Source organism: Streptomyces sp. NPDC032198, assembly GCF_040636975.1.
Lineage (GTDB): Bacteria > Actinomycetota > Actinomycetes > Streptomycetales > Streptomycetaceae > Streptomyces.
The window spans coordinates 129904-147761 of sequence record NZ_JBEZVL010000007.1 but is presented as its reverse complement, the minus strand read 5'-3'; the positions used below and the strand labels follow the sequence as shown (position 1 = coordinate 147761).

Sequence of the window (17858 nt, the reverse complement as noted above, 5' to 3'; positions counted from 1 at the left end):
GCACCGGGGCCGCAGGACGATGGTCCACGTGGAGCCCTACTGGGAACTGACCTTCGACGCCGACGGGGATGTCGACACCACGCAACGCGACCGCCTCCTCCGCGAGGTGGCCGACGAGCACGTCACCGATCTCCTCGTCCTCGCGCACGGCTGGAACAACGACCAAGACATGGCGACCGACCTCTACCGGCGGTTCTTCGCACCGTGCCAGAACCTCGCGGGCCCGCGCGTACGCCTGGGATACGTGGGCGTGCTCTGGCCCGCCATCCGCTTCCCCGACGAACCGATCCCGGACTACGAGCCCTCGCTCACCGCCACCGGGCCGGGCCCGGCACCGGGCGCGGGACCCCTCCTGGACGAGCCGACCCGGCTCCTCCTCGCCCGCGCGTTCCCCGACCACGAGAACGAACTTGAGCGGATCGGCGCGCTGCTCGCGGAGCGCTCCCCGGTGCCGTCGCGCCTCTACGAGTACGGGCGCCTCGTCCGCGACCTGGTCGCCGTGCACGAGAACAGCGCCGCCCGGCGATTCGCCAACGACACCTGGGCGGGCGAGCCCGCCATGCTGACCGACGACGCGGTCGAGGTGTGCCAGGTGTTCGCCGCGGCGATGGAGGAGACCGGCCAGCAGGAGCTCTTCGGCGGCCTGCGCAAACGGCTGTGGAACGGGGCGCACGAACTCCTGCGCCAGGCCAGCTACTACGCCATGAAACGCCGGGCGGGCTCCGTGGGCCAGCTGGGTCTCGGCCCCGCGATCGGACTGCTCGCCCGCGAGGCACCGGACGTACGGGTGCATCTCATCGGGCACAGCTTCGGCGCGCGGCTCGTGGCGTACGCCCTGCACGGGATGCCCGCGTCGGTGCGCAGCGTGAAGTCCACGACGCTGCTCCAAGGGGCCTTCTCGCACTACGCGTTCTCCAGACGCCTGCCGCACGCGCCCTCGCGCAGCGGCGCGCTCAACGGCATGCAGCGGCGGATCGACGGGCCGCTGGTGTCCTGCTACTCCCGCCATGACGACGCCCTGGGCAAGATCTACCCGCTGGCCTCGAAGATCGCCGGGGACTCCTCGACGTTCCTCGGCCTCTGGGAGCGCTGGGGCGCCATCGGGTACGACGGCATCCGGGCGGTGGACGGCGCCAAGCGCGTCAAGCTGGGCCGGGCGATCCCCGCCAAGGGATGCGTGAGCGTGGACGCGTCGGCGGTGGTGCGGCGCGGCGGACCGCCCTGCGGCGCACACAGCGACATCTGCCACGAGGAGCTGGCGCGTGTCGTGTTCGCCGCAGGGCGGATCGCTCTGGCGTGACTCCCTTGCGTCTGGAGGTACTTGTCTAGCGGTGCTCGGGGAACTCGACGACCTGCTGGTACGTGGGCCGGTTCTGCCACTGGATCGGCCCGTGCGTGATGCCGCCGAGCGCCCGGTGGATGATCGAGTCCGCGCACCACTGCTCGCCGGCCTTGCAGTTGTCGTCGCCGGGATACACCTCGGTGGCGGGCTTGGCGGCGGCCTGCGTCAAGGTGGCGAGCAGCGCGTCACGACAGGCGTCGAGCTTGCCCCCGCCGCAGTACGCGTCCCCGAGCTTGCCCTCGACGGGCTCCCCCAGGACTGCCCGCAGATCCTTGTCCGCGAAGCCCCACCAGCCGTACTGGAAAGCCGAACCGGCGTGCGCCCCGGTCGGGCCGTGGCCCGCGGAGGGTGACTCGTCGGTGCCGAGCTGCGCCGTCAGCGCCTCGTACAGGTCCTTGCCCAGGCCTGGCTTGAACTCGGCCTCGACCAGGAGGGGCCACCAGGCGTCCATGATGCGCACGGCGTCGGGGTGGGCGTACGTCTTGGAGCCCGCAGCCGTCTGATTGCGCTGGGCCCCGGCCTTCTGCCAGGCCTCCAACTGCTGGACGGCCTTGGCCTGCTGGGGGTCCGTGACCGGCTTGCTGCGCACCACCTTGAGCAGTTCGGGCAGCACCTGCTCACCGCGCAGATCGGTGACCGCCGCCTCGGACATGGCCCGGGTCAGCGCGGCCCGTGTGACGCCGCCCTTCTCGGTGAGCTTCTTCACCCGCCCGTCGAGCAGGTCGCCGCGGTGCACGGCGCTCAATCCGAAGCCCGCCGCGCTGAAGTCCTTGGCCTGCTTGTTGTTCCAGGAGATGTAGTAGTCCTGGTTGACGGACTGCGGGTGCTCGGCCGGCGGGGTCTGCGCCGAGGTGTTGTTGTCCGGGTCGAAGTCCTTCCATTCATTGGCCTGTTGGGCCTTGACGGGCAGTGCGGGGTCGATGTCCTTGGCGCGCTCGGGGTTGGCGCCGCTGTTGTAGTACGCGGTGTCGCGCGAGTCGGCGTAGAACCAGTTGAAGGCGTAGCTGATGTGCTCGGCGGCCTTCTTGAAGGTCGCCGCGTCCTTGACGTACGACGGGTCGTTCAGCATCTGGAAGCCGATGATCGAGTCGGCCTCGTGGCGGTAGGTGGAGCGCAGCGAGACGTAGGCGACGGGCTTGCCCTCGACGCTCGCGCGGTGCGTCACGACGCCGTACTTCGTGCGGAACACCTGCATGCGGTAGGAGCCCGCGGCCGTGGAGTCGGCGAGAGTCGGCTTCCAGGCGTTCTTGCGCTCCAGTTTCTCCATGGGGGTGCAGGTGCCGTGGTGGAGGTAGTGGGTGGACTGCTTGGTGGGGGCGCCGCCGCCCGGTTCGCAGAGCTCGACGGCGTACGTGTCCGTGATGTCCTGCCCGGCGGACGTGGCCGACCAGGCGTAGTCCTGGCCGCGCCCGAGCTGGACGTACATACCGACGCCCGCGAAGGAGACGCCGCGCGCGCTGATGCCGGGGCCCTGCAGCTCCTGCTGCATGAGGAGCTGGGGGGCGAAGTAGCCGGTCTGCGGGCCGAAGACGGCGACCGGGTTTCCGCTCGCGGTGTGCTTCCCGGAGACGACGAGGGCGTTCGACATGCCCTTCTTCTGCCCGTCCTTCTTGAACAGGCCGCCGGGCAGCACTCCGTCGTCGTACATCCCCTGGAGCGGTTTCAGCTTCTTGGGCGCCTTCACCGGGTCCTTGAGGGCCTTGGAGGGGGACTTGGCGCCGCCCTCCCGGTCGTAGACGAGCTGCTCGCGCTCGACGGAACCGGCGTCGGGCAGCGCGGTGCCGCGCGCGTTCTCCGGCTTGCCCGCGTACGGGAAGCTCGTGCCGTCGTGGATGGTCTGGACGGCCTCTGGGTCGTTGCGGGCCCGGAAGGACTCCCACACCTTCGTGCCCTTCTCGACGCCGTACTTCTCCTGGGACTTGAGGAGGGAGAGGGCCGAGTCGACCTCTCCGCCGCCGCCGTTGCCGAAGAGACCGCCGACGACGGACGCGAGCGCGATCATGTCGGTGACCTTGAAGGGCTCGATCTCGCCGATGTTGGTGATCGCGTCGATCTTGCCGGTCAGGACGTACTCACCGGGGAAGTAGCGGCCGTTCTTGGACTTCACGCGGTAGGCGTTCAGTCCGTCTATGTAGGCCTGCGCGTCCTCCATGGCCTGCTTGCCGCGCTCGCCCTGGGTCGTCCTGATGTACTCGACCTGCTTCTCCAGGTCCTTCTCCTCGTACGGGGCCTGCGGCCAGAACTCCTGCTCCAGGCCCTGGTTGGCGAGGGCGCCGCCCGCGAAGGAGGTCAGCTGGCCGCGGCCGATGTGCCGGAACAGGTCGATGAGCCAGAGCCGGTCCTGCCCGGCCGCGAAGCCCGCGCCGAACTCGGTGCCGTAGCGCGTGGAGCCCTTGATGTGCGGGATGCCGTACTTCTTGTCCCGGGTGATCGTCACGTCGTCGCGCGGCCTGGTGACGGAGGCGGCCTGCCCGGCGGGGACGCCGAAGGACGCGTCGTTGAAGAACTCCGTCAGCTTGTCGTCGGTGAGGGACGGATAGCCGGAGGAGAGCGCGTCGTAGGGGCCCAACTGGTCATCGGCGTGGGCGGGCTGGGTGCCGAGGAGCCGGTGGGCGAGGATCTCGGCGAGCGTGGCGTTGCCGTTCGCGCCGGGCGGCAGGACGTCCGCGCACTGCCCCTCGCAGTAGTCGGCGGCCGGTGGCGGCTCGTCGGCCGCCGCCCCCGGCTGGGGCGCGAGGAGGGACGCGGCGAGGGCGAGGGCCGCTGTGGCGGTGAGGGTTCTGAGCCGGACGGTGCGCTGTCGCATGGGTGCTCCTCTGGGCTCCGCTTGTGCTCCTGTGGGGTGGAGTTGGGGCGGAGGTTACTGGCGGGTTGCCGAACCCGGAAGATGAACATGCGTCGCTTTTCCAGAATCACCACATCGTCACTGCTCAAAGCCCTTCATCTCGGCTCTGATGGCATCCATCCGAAATCGGATGGGCCATAAGGGAGCCGAATCGCGTGTCGATACGTCTACTCGGCAACGTCCGAGAACGTGCGACGGAGGTGCAGGGCGATGGCCGGATTCCGGAGTCTCGCGAGACAGGTGCGTGATCCGTTGAGCGATTTGGCACTGCGGCGGTACTCACTGCGCAAGTGCCTGGAGAGGTTCGCCCCTTATGGACACCGGGCGACCTGGGATCATCTGTGCTCCCGGGCGGGCTTCGGGCCCGAGGACCGCTCGCCCGACCCGGCGCGGCTCGTGGCCGCGCTCGACGAGTTGGAAGCGGCGCGAGCGGTCTGGCTCGCCTACGAGGAGGGGTTCGCGGAGCGCCGCCGCAAGGAGAAGCACGACGGGCTGCGGCGGCCCGGCAGCGTGGACGACTGGCACCGGTGCACCTGGGGAGGGTTCGGGGTCGCCTGGTGCGACGATCCCGGCGTCCACCCCTCCGGGCCACTCGCCGAGGTACTGCGCCGGCTGATCGCGGCGCTCGAGCGGGAGCCGGGCGCGGTCTGCCCGGTGTGCGACCGGTCCGACCTCGTCTGGACCCACGGCCTGGCCCACGACCCCTCGTCGGGGGCCGTCTGCACGGGCTGCGGGATCGTCGTGCCGGCCCCGGTGCTCACGCCCGACGCGATGGCACGGGCGCGGGCACGGCGGACCCGGCCACTGGTCTCGGTATGAGGCCCGGGGTCACGCAATGAGGTCCGGCCGGACCGGCTGCGGGCGTACGGCGGCTAGGGCGTCGCCACGTCCCACTGAATGGCCAGCTTGAACTCGGCGAACATGAGCGGCGCGGCGACCTTCACGTCGCCGGGGCCGCGCGCCGATATCTTCAGGCCGACCGGGGTCTGCGGGTGGACGAACATCTGCCACATGTGCGTCCGGTACTGCCCGCCCCTGGTGGGAACCCAGTCGGTGCTGGCCGTCGAGTCGTACCCGGTGGAGAGGCCGAGCGGATCGCGCACGTAGCGCGCCCGGTGCTCGGTGGGCCGGTCGTCGGGCTCCCAGAAGATCATCGCCGACAGGGTGGCCCAGCCGTCGTGGCTCGGCCAGATGAGACCCGACCGGGCGTCCGGGAAGGCGGACGGGCTCGTGTGCCCCTTGGAGGGGTCGTGCATGTGCCACGGGTCGTACGACTCCTCGGCGTCCGCGTACGGAAAACGCACGAGGTGGTAGCCGTCGCTGTCGTACCTGATCTTCTGCGGCCCGGTGCGTGCGGCGGACCATTTCAACGAGCAGATGGCGATTCCCATCGGCCCTCCCCCTGTGTCTCGTCCGTGTCCCGTCGTCTGTGCTGTCCTGTGGTGATGCAGGTATGTGTGAACGGCGCCCGCGGCGCGGGCGATGGTGCGTCGATCCCGTTGTCGCCCGGTGCGATGGCCGAGTCCGTGGCCCACGCCGTCGCGGCCGGTGCTCGGGATGTTCATGTACACCCCAAGTCCCCTTGTGGACAAGACACGTTGGCGCCACGTGCGGTTGCGGCCACGCTGGAAGCGGTCCGCTCGGTGACGTCCGTCCCGGTCGGGGTGACCACCGGCGCCTGGGCCGACCCGGACCCCGGCGGGCGGGTGGCGGACATCCGCGCGTGGACGGTGCTGCCCGACCACGCGTCGGTGAACTGGCACGAGCCCGGCGCGGAAGCGGTGGCCGAGGCGCTCCTGGACCGGGGTGTCGGCGTGGAGGCGGGCATCTGGTCCGGCACGGAGGCCGCGGAACGCTTCGCGGCGTGGGCGCTCGGCCCGCGCGTCCTGCGGGTCCTCGCGGAGGTCACGGATCCCGACCCGGCCACGGCGCGCGACTCGGCCCGCGCCCTGCTCGCCGCGATCGGCCCGGCGCACGGCCGCCCCGTCCTGCTGCACGGCGAGGAGGGCGGCACCTGGCCCGTACTGCGCCTGGCGGGGCGCCTGGGGCTGGCGACGCGGATCGGCCTCGAGGACACGCTGGTCCTCCCGGACGGGGAACCGGCGGTGTCGAACGCCCAGTTGGTGTCGACGGCGCTTTCCATGCTCAGCACTCCACCCCATTAGCTGCCCGCCGAGGGCCAACTCCCTCTCGTTCCATGTCTGTACGAGGGGCCGTACGACGCCGGGCTCGTCCTGGAGGCGGCGGGGCGGGAGACCGTGTCGGGGCGTGAGCTGCATGTGCGGGAGGGGGTCGTGATCCGGGCCGCGGCCGAGCGGTACTCCCCCGTGACCGGGGGGCGGGCCATCGCCAAGGCCGCCAGCGCGGCCTACCTGCCCCGCAAGGGCGGCACGGAGTACGAGTAGGCCCCCGGCGGGGGCCGCCCCGCAAGGACCTCTCCCACCCACCCGATTGCCCGGCATCCGCCCCTCGACGCACGAGCTTTCCCGCAGCCGGCACTGGGGCCGGCCTCAGCGGGCCCCCTCGTCCGTCACCCTCACCCCGTCCGCGATCCCCACCACCAGGACCCTTGTCCCCGGCTCCAACGGGCGCCAGCGGTGCGGGAGTTCCGCCGCGCAGTACAGCGTGTCCCCGCGGGTCAGGCGGTATACGGAGCCGTCCGCCTCCACCTCCGCCGAGCCGTCGGCCACGTACAGGATCTCGTCGTTGCGGTGGCGGTACTCGCGGCCCCAGTCGTGGTCCCCGGTGAACTCCAGTGCGTGCAGCCGCTGATGGCCGCGGACCAGCGGCCGCATGCGCGCCTCCCCGTCCCCCTCCCGCACCGAGGCCGAGTCGCCGCGCACCACGTCCACCGGCCTCGGCGGATCCGCCGAGGCGAGGAGCTGGACGGCCGTGGTGTCGAGGGCGTCGGCGATGCGCTGCAGGGATCCCATGCTGGGCCGGGAGCGGCCGTTCTCCACCTGGCTGAGGAACGGCGCCGAGACCCCCGCCCGCGCCGCCACGTCAGCCAGCGTCAGGTCGAGGGCCCGGCGGAGCCTGCGGATGCCGGGACCCACCTGCGGGGCGCCCGCAGCATTTTCCTCACTCGTACCCATGTCCCTCAGCCTATCGGTGGGGTTAACCTCTTCGGCGTCACTTAAGAAAGTTAAGGAAACGAAGGAGACCCCGCATGACCCCGATGACCCCTTCCCGCGTGGACCAGAATCAGCGCCGCCGCCGCGGCACCGGCCTGATGGCCCTGGACGAGGACGCCAGTTACGGCGGCTACACCCTCTTCGCCCCGCTCACCGGCACCGGCGAGGTCTACCTCATCGACGCCCACGGCGAGATCGCCCACCAGTGGAACCTCCCGCACCGCCCGGGACGGCACGCGCGGATCCTGCCGAACGGGAACCTCGCCTACAACGGCGTACTCCCCGACGAGCCCGCCCTCTTCCCCATGTGGCACAAGTACCGCGGCGGGATCATGCAGGAGATCGCCCCGGACGGCACGGTCCTGCGCGAGCACCGCGACCGCTTCCAGCACCACGACGCGCACCACTACGGCGACGGGCGGCTCCTCTACACCGCGCTCGAACCCCTGACCGGCGCGGACGCGGACGCGGTCCGCGGCGGAGTGCCCGGTTCCGAGGCCGAAGGCACCATCTGGGCGGACACCATCGTCGAGGTGGACGCCGAAGGGAACACCACCTGGGAGTGGAAGGTCTCCGAGCGGCTCGGCCGCGCGGACTTCCCGCTCCACCCGGACTACGCCCGCGAGCACTACCCGCTGATCAACAGCGTCCTGCCGACGAGCGACGGCAACATCCTCGCCAGCTTCCGCTCGGTCTCCGCCGTCGTGGTCATATCCCGCGCCACGGGCGACATCATCTGGCGGTCGGAGCCCGGCGTCGTCTCCCAGCAGCACTGCCCGACCGAACTGCCGAACGGCAACTTCCTGGTCTTCGACAACGGCGTTTTCCGGCCGCACTGGGACGTGCCGTTCAGCCGGGTCATCGAGATCGAGCGCTCCAGCGGCAAGATCGTCTGGGAGTACCACGACCCGGCCCGCGAGTCGTTCTTCGCACCGTTCATGGGCAGCGCCCAGCGCCTGCCGAACGGCAACACGCTGGTCGCCGACTCCCCCGCGGGCCGCCTCTTCGAGGTCACCGCGGACGGCTATCTCTGCTGGGAGTACGTCGTTCCCTTCTTCGGCGGCTACGAGGAGGAAGAGGTCCGCAAACTCTTCCCCTCCGAACCCAACGCCGTCTTCCGCGCCTACCGTTACGCCCCTTCCGAACTGCCCTGGCTCACCCCGGCTGCCGCTCCAGCGAAGGGCTGAGCCCGTGGTGGCCGCCGTCGACGAGCGCCTCCCGCTGCCGCGCCTCGCACCGCTCGCCCTCCAGCACCTCCTGGCCGGGATCGCCGCTCCGGTCTCCTCCGTGATCCTGATCGGCACGACGCTGCGGCTGACCGCCGGCGAGACGGCCTCCCTGCTCAGCGCCACGCTGGTGCTCTGCGGCATCGGGGCGCTGTTCCAGTCCCTCGGGGTGCGGGCGCTGCGGGTCGGCGCCCGGCTGCCGTTCCTGATGCTGCCGGGCGGGGCCGCGGTGGCGATCTTCCTGCAGATCGGAAAGGAGTACGGGCCCGCGACGGCGTCCGGCTCCGTCCTGATCGCCGCGGTGTTCCTGATCTGCGTACTGCCCTTCTACGGAAGGGTGGTGCGGCTCTTCCCGCCGCTGGTGATGGGCACGACGGTCGTCCTGATCGGCATCAACATGATCAAGGTGACGGCGCCGATGGTGGCGTCGGGTCCCGGACCCGGCTTCGCGACGCTCGGCGTCATCGCGGTCCTCTTCCTCGTCCTGCGGGGCGTGTGGCGGCAGATGGCGGTGCTCTTCGGCCTGGCGGGCGGCACGGTCATCGCGCTCCTCCTGGGCACGGACATCCACCTCGCGTCCGGCGGCTCCTTCGCCCTGCCGGACCCGTTCCCTTACGGCGCCCCGCACTTCGACCTGCTCGCGGCGATCCCGCTGCTTGTCTTCGCGCTCGCCTCGCTCGCCGAGGCCACCGGCCAGACCGTGCTCAACAGCGAGGCGGTGGGCCGCACCCCGGACGCGGGCCGGGACGTGCCGCGCATCGCCCGCGCCGACGCCCTCGTCTCGCTGGGCGCCGGAGTCTTCGGCACGTCCCTGATGGTGACGAGCGCCGAGAACATCGGCATCGTCCAACTGACGCGCGTACGCAGCCGGTTCGTCACGGCGGGCGCGGGCGTGCTGCTCATCGCCTGCGGGCTGCTCACGCCGCTGACGCGGCTGCTCGCCGCCATCCCCGAGCCGGTGGTCGGCGCGGCGGGTCTGGTGATCTACGCGGTGATCGCCGTCCTCGGCTTCAGCATGCTGTCCCGGGTCGACCTCACCCACGGCACCGACAGCATCGTCGTCGCGCTCGCCCTGGTCGTGGGGCTGCTGCCGGTGATGACCCCCGGCCTGTACGCGCCGCTGCCGCCCTGGGCACACACGATCTTCGGCAGCGGGGTGGCCGCGGGGGCGCTCGCCGCGGTGATCCTGAGCGTGGCCTTCCGCCATCTGGGGCCGCGGGAAAGGCCCGAGGTCACGACCGGGGCCGGCGCTCCGCCAACAGACGCGAACCGGTGAGGCGTTCACCGAAGACGTCGTCGGGGTTGGAGAGCACGCACGTCTCCAGGGAGAGACAGCCGCAGCCGATGCAGTCCGTGAGGTGATCGCGCAGCCGGCCCAACTGCTGGATGCGCTCGTCCAGTTCCGAACGCCAGGTCTCCGAGAGGCGCGCCCAGTCCTCGCGGGTGGGGGTGCGCTCCTCGGGGAGCGAGTCGAGCGCGTCGCGGATCGTGGCGAGCGGGATGCCGACGCGCTGGGCGGCGCGGACGAAGGCGACGCGGCGCAGCGCGTCACGGTGGTAGCGGCGCTGGTTGCCCGAGGTGCGGGTGCTGCTGATCAGACCCTTGGACTCGTAGAAGTGCAGGGCCGACACGGCCGCGCCGCTTCGGGCCGAGAGCTGGCCGACCGTGAGCTCGTGGATCTTCTCTGGGATCTGGGGCACCCCTCACACCCTAATCGCTGGGCAATCGCTGGACTGTCCGCCCTCCCGGCCGGTCCGTTGACACACGTCGGCGCACCCAGCATGCTGAGCAAGCGCTTAGTTCGAATACTTTGAGGAGGCCAGGGACATGGCAGAGCCGAGGATCTTCGCGTCGGCCGACGACCTGCGTGCCGGAGTCGGCGAGCAGCTCGGGCACAGCGAATGGCTGGAGGTCGACCAGAAGCGAATCGACCTGTTCGCCGACGCCACGGGCGACCACCAGTGGATCCACGTGGACGTGGAGAAGGCCGCGCAGGGCCCCTTCAAGACGACCATCGCGCACGGCTATCTGACGCTGTCGCTGCTGCCGAGCCTGGTGCCGCAGGTGATGCGGGTCGAGGGCATGAAGATGGGTGTCAACTACGGCACCAACAAGGTCCGCTTCCCCTCGCCGGTGCCCTCGGGCTCCCGGGTGCGGGCGACCGCCGTACTCAAGGAGGTCGAGCAGACCAAGGACGGCGGTGTGCAGGTGACGGCCGTGGTCACCGTCGAGCGCGAGGGCGCCGAGAAGCCCGCCTGCGTCGCGGAGTCGGTGTCCCGCTACTACTTCTGAGCCCGGGCGGGGCTCAGGCAGCCTGCGCCCGGGCCCCCACCATCCGCAGCACGAGGTCGGCGTAGAGTGCGCCGACCTCGTCGGGCGTCCGGTGGCCCGCGACGTTGAACCAGCGGGCCACGTCGATGCAGAGCGAGAGCACGGCGAGCGTGGTGCCCGGCACGTCGGGGACGTCGAACTCCCCGTCCCGCACCCCGTCGTTGATCATGTCCCGCACGGCCGCGTCCGACTGGCGGCGCAGCGCGACGATCTCCGTGCGGTGCTCCTCGCCGAGCGCGTCCAGCTCGTACTGGACGACACGGGCGGTGGTGTGATGGTCGGCGTGCCAGCGCACGAAGGACCGTACGGCGTCGGCGAGCCGCTCCGCCGCGGTGCCGGGACCGTCGGCCGCGGTACGCAGCACCCGCAGCGCCTTGTCGTGGCCGATCCGGCTGATGCGGTGGAGCAGCTCTTCCTTAGTCTTGTAGTGGATGTAGAGCGCCGCGGGGCTCATGCCGGCGCGGCCCGCGATGTCCCGGGTCGTCGTCGCGTGGTACCCGCGCTCGGCGAAGGCCTCGACGGCGGCGACCAGCAGCCGCCGCGCCGCATCAGGCGTGACCTCGCCCCATGGCAGGTCATCGCCCTCGGTCTGCTCCGCCGTGCTCATCGCCCACTCCTTCCGCCGGTCGGGAGGGACACCATACCCCTGACGGTGAGCAAGCGCTTAGGACGGCGGTCAGACCACCGGCTTGAACGGGTCGTGTTCGGCGAGGATCTTCTCCAGGCGGGCCTGGTCGACGCGGCTGACGAGCTGACCGGCCTCCTGCTTGTCCCTGACCACCTTGGCGAGGGTGAACGCGGACGTCGTCAGGTACAGGACGGAAATGGCGAGGAAGGCGCGGATCCAGCCGCTGACGTCGAGGCTGTAGATGCCGACGGCCGTCGCGCCGAGCGCCACGGCGAAGGACGCGACCGCCTGGCCGTAGTAGGCGGTGGTGCTCTGCTGCTTGACCGGTGTCTCACTCATGATCAGAGCTTCACCCGGGAGCGGCCCCGTCACATCCGCTCCCGTACTCAGCTCGCGTACTCAGCTCCTGCACCCCGCCACCTCAGAAGGCCGAGACCCCGGTCAGCGCCCGCCCGATGACCAGCTTCTGGATCTGGCTCGTGCCTTCGTAGAGCGTCATCACGCGCGCGTCGCGCAGCAGCTTGCCCGCGGGGTACTCGTCGATGTAGCCGTAGCCGCCGAAGACCTGGAGCGCGTTGTTGGCGGCGCGCACCGCGGCCTCCGAGGCGAACAGCTTGGCCTTGGACGACTCGGTGGTGAAGGGCTGCCCGCGGTCGATGAGGTCGGCGACCCGCCAGGTCAGCAGGCGCGCCGCGTCCACGTCCACCGCGATGTCGCTGATCAGCTCCTGGACGAGCTGATGTCCCGCGATGGCCTTGCCGAACTGCTCGCGCTCCGTCGCGTACGTCACGGCCGCGTCGAGGGCGGCCTGGGCGATGCCCACGCACCCGGCGGCGACCGACATCCGCCCCTTGGCGAGCGCCGACATGGCGACGGAGAAGCCCTTGCCCTCGGGCGCCATCATGGCCGACGCCGGGACGCGGACGTCCTGGAGGACCAGCTCGGCGGTGGCCTGGCCGCGCAGGCCGAGCTTGCCGTGGATGGTGCGGCGGGTCAGGCCGGGGGTGTCGGTCGGCACGAGGAAGGCGGAGACGCCCTTGTGTCCGGGGGCGTCGTTCGTCCGTGCGAAGAGCAGCACGACATCGGCCCAGGTGCCGTTCGTGATGAACATCTTGGAGCCGTTGATGACGAAGTCGCCGCCCTCGCGCACGGCCTTCGTCGTGAGGTTGCCCGCGTCGGACCCGGTGCCCGGCTCGGTGAGCCCGAAGCAGCCGACGAGCTCCCCGGAGGTGAGCCCGGGCAGCCACTGCCGCTTCTGCTCCTCGTTCCCCCAGGACGCGATGGTCTTGGCCACGAGCCCCAGCGAGACCGAGACGATGCCGCGCACGGACGAGTCGCCGCGGCCCAGCTCCTCGGTCACCAGGCAGTACGCGAGGTGGTCGCCGCCCGAGCCGCCGTACTCCTCCTCGACGGTGAGCCCGAGGAAGCCGACCTCACCGAGCTTCTTCACGATCGACCGGTCCACGCTCTCGGCGCGGTCCCACTCGATGACGTGGGGCGCGATCTCGCGGGCCACGAAGTCCTTGGCCAGTTGCCGGACGGCGGACTGCTCCTCGCTGAGCTCCAGGTTCATCGCGGGGCACCTCTTCGGATCGACGTGTGGGTCCACATTTAAATTAGCACTGCTAGTTTCTGGCGGCAGCCCTACTATGTGCCGCATGGCCCGACCGCGCAAGCCCCTCCTCAGCAGAGATCGCATCGTCGAGACGGCGCGCGCGCTCGTGGACGCCGAGGGTCTCGCCGCCGTCTCGACGCGCCGCCTCGCCGCCGAGCTCGGGGTCAGCGGGCCCTCGCTCTACAACCACTTCCGCACGAAGGACGAGATCCTGGAGGCGGTCGCGGACTCGGTGAGCGCGCAGGTCGACCTGTCGATGTTCGAGGCCGGCGACGAGCGGGACTGGCGGACGGCGCTGCACGACTGGGCCGTCTCGTACCGCGCGGCGCTCACCCTGCACCCCAACATCGTTCCGGTGCTCGCCGGCGGTCCCGGCCGCCGCCCGGCCGGACTGCGGCTCGCGGACGCGGTGTTCGGGGCGATGGTCGACGCGGGCTGGCCCGCCGGACAGGCCACGTCGATCGGCGCGCTGATGCGGTACTTCATCATGGGTTCGGCGCTCGGGTCCTTCGCCGGCGGCTTCGTGGACGACGAGACCGCCTACGACCCGGCCGACTATCCGCACCTGGGCCAGGCCCACCTGCTTGCCGAGCGTCAGCAGCAGATCGACGAGCGGGCCTTCGAGACGGGCCTTCGCGCACTGCTCGACGGGCTCGCGCTCCAGTACGCACAGGTGGCGGCGCCGACGGCCTGACGACGGGGTTCGCCCTGACGGTCGATCACTTCGGAGCGGGCGTGCGCACCTCGGTATCGCCACGCTCCCCCAGGTAGATGTAAGGTGCATCCGTCTTGCCGGGCGAAACATGGACGTAACACGGGAGTGAGCCGTGCGGCACTCAACGGATGCCAGAAGCCTGCCTTTTGGGACCACGGGGCCGCCCTCCGGCCCGCTCTCCAGGGCACTGCCCTTCGCCGCCCACGTCCTGCGCGGTCAGGCGCAGGTCACCTTCCTGCCCAGCGCGGCGGCGGGCGGCATCTTCTGCGTGGCGCTCTTCGCGGCGGGCTGGGAGTACGGCCTCTACGGCCTCGCGGGCACGGCCGTCGGCACGGGGACGGCCTGGCTGCTCGGCGCCGCGCATGACCGCGTCTCGACCGGCCTCGAAGGCTTCAACGCCTGCCTCACCGCGCTGTGTTTCGCGGTGTTCCTCGGCGCGGGGCACCTGTCCACCGCCGCGCTCGCCCTCGCGGGCTGCGTGGTGGTCACGGTCGTGACGGCGGCGGCCGTCAACCTCCTCGCCGTCTGGGACCTGCCCTCGCTCACGCTCCCGTACTGCCTGCTCGCGAGCGCCATGACGATCGCCGCGCCCGGCTTCGAGCGGGTCTGGCACCACGGGGACGCGCTGGCCGCGCTGACGCGCGCGGCGACGGGCCCGACCTCGCTCGAACCCGCCGACCTGGCACGGGCGTTCTTCGCCGACTTCGCCCAGATCTTCTTCATGCCGCAGTGGTACGTCGGCGCGGTGCTGCTCGTGGGCCTCTTCGTCGCGAGCCGTCGCGCGGGCGTCGTGGCGTGCCTCGGCAGCGCGGTCGGGATCGGTTCGGCATGGGCGCTCGGGGCACCGGCCGCGCAGATCGCGGACGGCTCGATGGGATACAACTCGGTGCTCGTCGCCCTGGCGTTGTGCGGCGTCTTCCTTCCGGTGCGGGGCGCGACGCTCGCGTACGCGCTCGTGGGCGCCGCCACGGCGACCGCCGTCAGCTCGGCCATGTCGGCGCTCCTCGCACCGTCCGGCGGGCACACCTTCACCTGGCCGTTCGTGCTGACGACGCTCGCGTTCCTGGCGGCGGCCAAGTCCTTCGCGCGGCTGCGCACGACGGCTCCGGCGCCGTCGGTGGAAACGGCACCGGAACCGGTCGCACCCCCTGCCGTCTAGAACACCACCAGCGCCCGTCCGCCCTTGCCCGCGACCATGTTCTCGAAGGCCGCGGGGATCCCGTCCAGCGCGATCCGGTCCGTCACCAGCACACCCAGGTCGAAGCGTCCCGCCCGGATATGGTCCGCGAGCACCGGCAGGTCGGCCGCCGGGTCGGAGTTCCCGTACACGCAGCCCGCGAGCGTCCTGCCCCAGTGGAAGAGCTCCAGAGCGTTGAACGTGACCTGCTGGTCCTTGCCGCCGATGCCGACCACCGTCGTACGGCCGCCGCGCCGCGTGGACTCCCAGGCCGTACGGATCGTCACCGCGCGCCCCACGCACTCCACCGCCACATCCACGCCCTGGCCGTCGGTCAGCCCGCGGATGGCCTTGGCCGTCTTCTCGGAGGCGACCACGTACTCCGTCGCCCCGGCCGACCGCGCCAGCTCCTCCTTCTCCGGGGACACGTCGACGGCGATGATCCGCGACGCACCGGCGATCCGGGCCGCCTGGAGCGTCGCGAGGCCCACTCCCCCGACCCCGAAGACGGCCACCGTCTCGCCCTCGCGGACCTTCGCGGAGTGGTGCACGGCGCCGTACCCGGTGAGCACCGCACAGCCCAGGAGCGCCGCGTCCGTCAGCGGGACGCCGACCGGGGCGGGCAGCACGCAGTTGCCCGCCACCACCGTCTCCTCGGCGAACGCCGCGACGTTCAGGCCGGGGTGGAGGTCGGCGCCGTCCGAGGCGCGGCGGGCGTACACGTCGGCGGCACCGGCCAGCGCGTTCACGCACAGCCACACCTCTCCGAGCGAGCAGGGGTGACAACTGCCGCAGGACGGAGCCCAGTTGAGGACCACGTCGGCACCGGGCGCGACATGGGTGACGCCCTCGCCCACGGACACGACCGTCCCCGCGCCCTCGTGCCCGAGCACGGCGGGCACGGGCACCCGCATCGTGCCGTTGGTCAGGGACAGGTCGGAGTGGCAGACCCCGGCCGCGGCGAGACGCACCCGCACCTGGCCGGGGCCCGGCTCGGGCAGATCGATCTCGGTGATCTCCAGGGGAGAACCGACGGCGGGCAGAACAGCGGCGCGGACCACGGTGGCGTACTCCTTAGAGGGCTGACGGCCAAGGCCGGCAGCGGAGGGTGCGGAAGGGGTCAGAACTGGAGGGACTTCGTCTGGAGGTACTCGGTGAGCCCGTGCGGACCCAGCTCGCGCCCCACCCCCGACTGCTTGTAACCGCCGAACGGGGCAAGGGGGTTGAAGCTGCCGCCGTTGATGTCGACCTGGCCCGTGTCCATGCGGCGGGCGAACGCGATCGCCTCGGCGTCGTCGGCGGCCCAGACCGCGCCCGCGAGCCCGTACACCGTGCCGTTGGCGATCCGCAGGGCGTCGTCCTCGTCCTCGTACCTGATGATCGAGACGACCGGGCCGAAGATCTCCTCCTGGGCGATCGTCATCTCCGGGGTGACGTCGGCGAAGACCGTGGGCTGGACGAAGTAGCCCTGCTCGCGCGGGGCCTCGGAGCCGCCGGCCACCACGCGCGCGCCCTCCTCGACGCCCTTGTCGATGTAACCCCGCACGCGCGCCTGCTGCTTGGCGTTGACGACGGGGCCGATGCGGGAGCCGTACTTGGCGGCGGCCTCCGCGGCGAGCTCCACCGCCTCGTCGTACCGCGCGGAGTCCACCAGCATGCGGGTCCACGCGCTGCACGTCTGGCCCGAGTTGGACATGACGTTGGCGACGCCGGCCTTGACCGCCTTGGTCAGATCCGCGCTGGGCAGGATGACGTTGGCGGACTTGCCGCCGAGCTCCAGGGCGACGCGCTTGACCGCGGCGCCCGCGGTCGCGCCGATCTGCTTGCCGACCGCCGTCGAGCCGGTGAAGGAGACCAGGTCGACGCCCTCGTGCTCGGCGAGCGCCTGCCCCGCGACCGGGCCGAGCCCGGTGACCAGGTTGAAGACACCGGCGGGGATGCCCGCCTCGTGCGCCGCCTCGGCGAAGAGCTGGGCGGTGAGCGGGGTGTCCTCGGCGGGCTTGAGAACGACCGTGCAGCCCGCGGCGAGCGCGGGGGCCACCTTGTTGACGATCTGGTGGAGGGGGTAGTTCCAGGGTGTGATCGCGCCGACGACGCCGACCGGCTCCATATAGACGGTGGAGTTGCCGATCTTCTCCTCGAAGGCGTACGTCGCGGCGAGCTCGGCGTACGAACCGGAGACCAGGATCGGCACGCCCGCGTGCACCATCTGCGAGAACGGGAGCGGGGAGCCGAGCTCCGCCGTCACCGTCTCGGCGATCTCGTCCTGCCGCGCGACCAACTGGTCACGCAGCGCCCCGATGAGCGCGCCGCGCTCGGCGGGCGGGGTCGCCGCCCAGCCGGGGAACGCCTCGCGGGCGGCGCGCACCGCCGCGTCGATGTCCTGCGCCGTACCGGCGGGGACCTGCCCGACCGGCTGCTCGTCGGCCGGGTTGAGAACCGTGATCGTGTCCGTACCGGCGGCGGGCCGCCAGGCGCCGCCGATGTACATGCCGTCGTGGGCCTTCATCGCACTCCTCAGGTAGTCGTCCGCACCCCAAACTAGCGCTGATAGTTTTTGGGCACCAGGGGCGTCCGGGCCGGGGGCATTCACCCCGGCTCCACACCTACCCCCACGCACTCCCCCGGCACTCGGCCGCGGCATTCGACGGGCCTTCGATTTCGCGCATGTGACAGAAACATGTCAAGGCGCCAACTCCCTTGATCTACGCCCGTAGAGCCGACATTCTTCTGTTCGCGCCGGGAGCGGAACGCACCGCTCCCGGCTGTGTGTGCGATCACGCACACGCCCCCACAGTTGCGCCGCCCGACCCAGGGCGAGCGCCGCCTATGAGGAGGACTCCCT

17 protein-coding genes and 1 pseudogene are annotated in these 17858 nt (G+C 71.2%); 9 read left to right on the top strand and 9 right to left on the bottom strand.

The window, feature by feature from the left end; all coding sequences use genetic code 11:
• The first annotated feature begins 19 nt into the window (after positions 1–19).
• The gene (locus tag AB0E78_RS20090) at positions 20–1300 is read left to right on the top strand and encodes a serine-threonine protein kinase (protein WP_361834042.1); all 1281 of its coding nucleotides are present in this window, start codon (positions 20–22) and stop codon (positions 1298–1300) included.
• 25 nt (positions 1301–1325) lie between these two features.
• On the opposite strand, the gene AB0E78_RS20085 is transcribed toward AB0E78_RS20090, so the two are convergent.
• Positions 1326–4148, bottom strand: a complete 2823-nt coding sequence (locus AB0E78_RS20085; RefSeq protein ID WP_361834040.1) for a penicillin acylase family protein — start codon at positions 4146–4148, stop codon at positions 1326–1328.
• Between the two features lie 249 nt (positions 4149–4397).
• Between AB0E78_RS20085 and AB0E78_RS20080 the strand changes: the two genes are divergently transcribed.
• The gene (locus AB0E78_RS20080; RefSeq protein WP_361834038.1) at positions 4398–5006 is read left to right on the top strand and encodes a hypothetical protein; all 609 of its coding nucleotides are present in this window, start codon (positions 4398–4400) and stop codon (positions 5004–5006) included.
• 53 nt (positions 5007–5059) lie between these two features.
• Here AB0E78_RS20080 and AB0E78_RS20075 read toward each other — a convergent pair whose 3' ends face one another.
• Entirely contained in the window at positions 5060–5578 is a 519-nt protein-coding gene (locus tag AB0E78_RS20075) for a hypothetical protein (RefSeq protein WP_361834036.1), read from the bottom strand.
• A gap of 51 nt (positions 5579–5629) precedes the next feature.
• Here AB0E78_RS20075 and AB0E78_RS20070 point away from each other — a divergent pair, with 51 nt between their 5' ends.
• Complete coding sequence (locus AB0E78_RS20070; RefSeq protein ID WP_361834034.1) at positions 5630–6352, top strand: 3-keto-5-aminohexanoate cleavage protein; 723 nt, start codon at positions 5630–5632, stop codon at positions 6350–6352.
• Between the two features lie 9 nt (positions 6353–6361).
• Positions 6362–6592, top strand: a pseudogene (locus AB0E78_RS20065) (RNA ligase family protein); the annotation flags it as partial.
• 105 nt (positions 6593–6697) lie between these two features.
• Here AB0E78_RS20065 and AB0E78_RS20060 read toward each other — a convergent pair.
• Positions 6698–7282, bottom strand: coding sequence for an XRE family transcriptional regulator (locus AB0E78_RS20060; RefSeq protein ID WP_361834032.1), 585 nt, complete (start codon positions 7280–7282; stop codon positions 6698–6700).
• Between the two features lie 83 nt (positions 7283–7365).
• Between AB0E78_RS20060 and AB0E78_RS20055 the strand changes: the two genes are divergently transcribed.
• A complete protein-coding gene (locus AB0E78_RS20055; protein ID WP_361834648.1) occupies positions 7366–8508 on the top strand; it encodes an aryl-sulfate sulfotransferase in 1143 nt (380 codons plus the stop codon).
• Positions 8509–8512: 4 nt separating this feature from the next.
• Entirely contained in the window at positions 8513–9823 is a 1311-nt protein-coding gene (locus tag AB0E78_RS20050) for a solute carrier family 23 protein (protein WP_361834031.1), read from the top strand.
• On the opposite strand, the gene soxR is transcribed toward AB0E78_RS20050, so the two are convergent.
• Complete coding sequence (gene soxR / locus AB0E78_RS20045) at positions 9780–10247, bottom strand: redox-sensitive transcriptional activator SoxR (RefSeq protein ID WP_361834029.1); 468 nt, start codon at positions 10245–10247, stop codon at positions 9780–9782. The two genes, AB0E78_RS20050 and soxR, sit on opposite strands and share 44 nt — an antisense overlap.
• Positions 10248–10374: 127 nt before the next feature.
• Here soxR and AB0E78_RS20040 point away from each other — a divergent pair, with 127 nt between their 5' ends.
• Complete coding sequence (locus tag AB0E78_RS20040) at positions 10375–10839, top strand: MaoC family dehydratase (RefSeq protein WP_361834027.1); 465 nt, start codon at positions 10375–10377, stop codon at positions 10837–10839.
• Positions 10840–10852: 13 nt separating this feature from the next.
• Here AB0E78_RS20040 and AB0E78_RS20035 read toward each other — a convergent pair whose 3' ends face one another.
• From AB0E78_RS20035 to AB0E78_RS20025, 3 genes are all read right to left on the bottom strand, one after another.
• Positions 10853–11485: a TetR/AcrR family transcriptional regulator gene (locus AB0E78_RS20035; protein ID WP_361834025.1), complete on the bottom strand. Its 633-nt coding sequence runs from the start codon at positions 11483–11485 to the stop codon at positions 10853–10855.
• Between the two features lie 69 nt (positions 11486–11554).
• A complete protein-coding gene (locus tag AB0E78_RS20030) occupies positions 11555–11845 on the bottom strand; it encodes a YiaA/YiaB family inner membrane protein (protein ID WP_361834023.1) in 291 nt (96 codons plus the stop codon).
• 82 nt (positions 11846–11927) lie between these two features.
• On the bottom strand, positions 11928–13079 hold the full coding sequence (locus AB0E78_RS20025) for an acyl-CoA dehydrogenase family protein (protein ID WP_361834021.1): 1152 nt from the start codon (positions 13077–13079) through the stop codon (positions 11928–11930).
• Positions 13080–13155: 76 nt separating this feature from the next.
• On the opposite strand from AB0E78_RS20025, the gene AB0E78_RS20020 reads away from it, so the two are divergent.
• Both AB0E78_RS20020 and AB0E78_RS20015 read left to right on the top strand, forming a co-directional pair.
• Entirely contained in the window at positions 13156–13815 is a 660-nt protein-coding gene (locus tag AB0E78_RS20020) for a TetR/AcrR family transcriptional regulator (protein WP_361834019.1), read from the top strand.
• Between the two features lie 133 nt (positions 13816–13948).
• Entirely contained in the window at positions 13949–14995 is a 1047-nt protein-coding gene (locus AB0E78_RS20015) for an urea transporter (RefSeq protein WP_361834017.1), read from the top strand.
• Here AB0E78_RS20015 and AB0E78_RS20010 read toward each other — a convergent pair.
• Positions 14992–16074, bottom strand: a complete 1083-nt coding sequence (locus AB0E78_RS20010; RefSeq protein WP_361834015.1) for a Zn-dependent alcohol dehydrogenase — start codon at positions 16072–16074, stop codon at positions 14992–14994. The genes AB0E78_RS20015 and AB0E78_RS20010 overlap by 4 nt on opposite strands.
• Positions 16075–16133: 59 nt before the next feature.
• Positions 16134–17522 carry an aldehyde dehydrogenase family protein gene (locus AB0E78_RS20005; RefSeq protein WP_361834013.1) on the bottom strand — a complete coding sequence of 463 codons (1389 nt, stop codon included), beginning with the start codon at positions 17520–17522 and terminating at the stop codon, positions 16134–16136.
• Positions 17523–17858 lie beyond the last annotated feature (336 nt).

What these genes read in the sequence shown, in the direction of transcription:
- AB0E78_RS20005 (WP_361834013.1), bottom strand. Translation starts at nt 17,522, where the DNA reads ATGAAGGCCCACGACGGCATGTACATCGGCGGCGCCTGGCGGCCCGCC.
- AB0E78_RS20090 (WP_361834042.1), top strand. Translation starts at nt 20, where the DNA reads ATGGTCCACGTGGAGCCCTACTGGGAACTGACCTTCGACGCCGACGGG.
- AB0E78_RS20060 (WP_361834032.1), bottom strand. Translation starts at nt 7,282, where the DNA reads ATGGGTACGAGTGAGGAAAATGCTGCGGGCGCCCCGCAGGTGGGTCCC.
- AB0E78_RS20080 (WP_361834038.1), top strand. Translation starts at nt 4,398, where the DNA reads ATGGCCGGATTCCGGAGTCTCGCGAGACAGGTGCGTGATCCGTTGAGC.
- AB0E78_RS20040 (WP_361834027.1), top strand. Translation starts at nt 10,375, where the DNA reads ATGGCAGAGCCGAGGATCTTCGCGTCGGCCGACGACCTGCGTGCCGGA.
- AB0E78_RS20075 (WP_361834036.1), bottom strand. Translation starts at nt 5,578, where the DNA reads ATGGGAATCGCCATCTGCTCGTTGAAATGGTCCGCCGCACGCACCGGG.
- AB0E78_RS20030 (WP_361834023.1), bottom strand. Translation starts at nt 11,845, where the DNA reads ATGAGTGAGACACCGGTCAAGCAGCAGAGCACCACCGCCTACTACGGC.
- AB0E78_RS20055 (WP_361834648.1), top strand. Translation starts at nt 7,366, where the DNA reads ATGACCCCTTCCCGCGTGGACCAGAATCAGCGCCGCCGCCGCGGCACC.
- AB0E78_RS20085 (WP_361834040.1), bottom strand. Translation starts at nt 4,148, where the DNA reads ATGCGACAGCGCACCGTCCGGCTCAGAACCCTCACCGCCACAGCGGCC.
- AB0E78_RS20035 (WP_361834025.1), bottom strand. Translation starts at nt 11,485, where the DNA reads ATGAGCACGGCGGAGCAGACCGAGGGCGATGACCTGCCATGGGGCGAG.
- AB0E78_RS20025 (WP_361834021.1), bottom strand. Translation starts at nt 13,079, where the DNA reads ATGAACCTGGAGCTCAGCGAGGAGCAGTCCGCCGTCCGGCAACTGGCC.
- AB0E78_RS20020 (WP_361834019.1), top strand. Translation starts at nt 13,156, where the DNA reads ATGTGCCGCATGGCCCGACCGCGCAAGCCCCTCCTCAGCAGAGATCGC.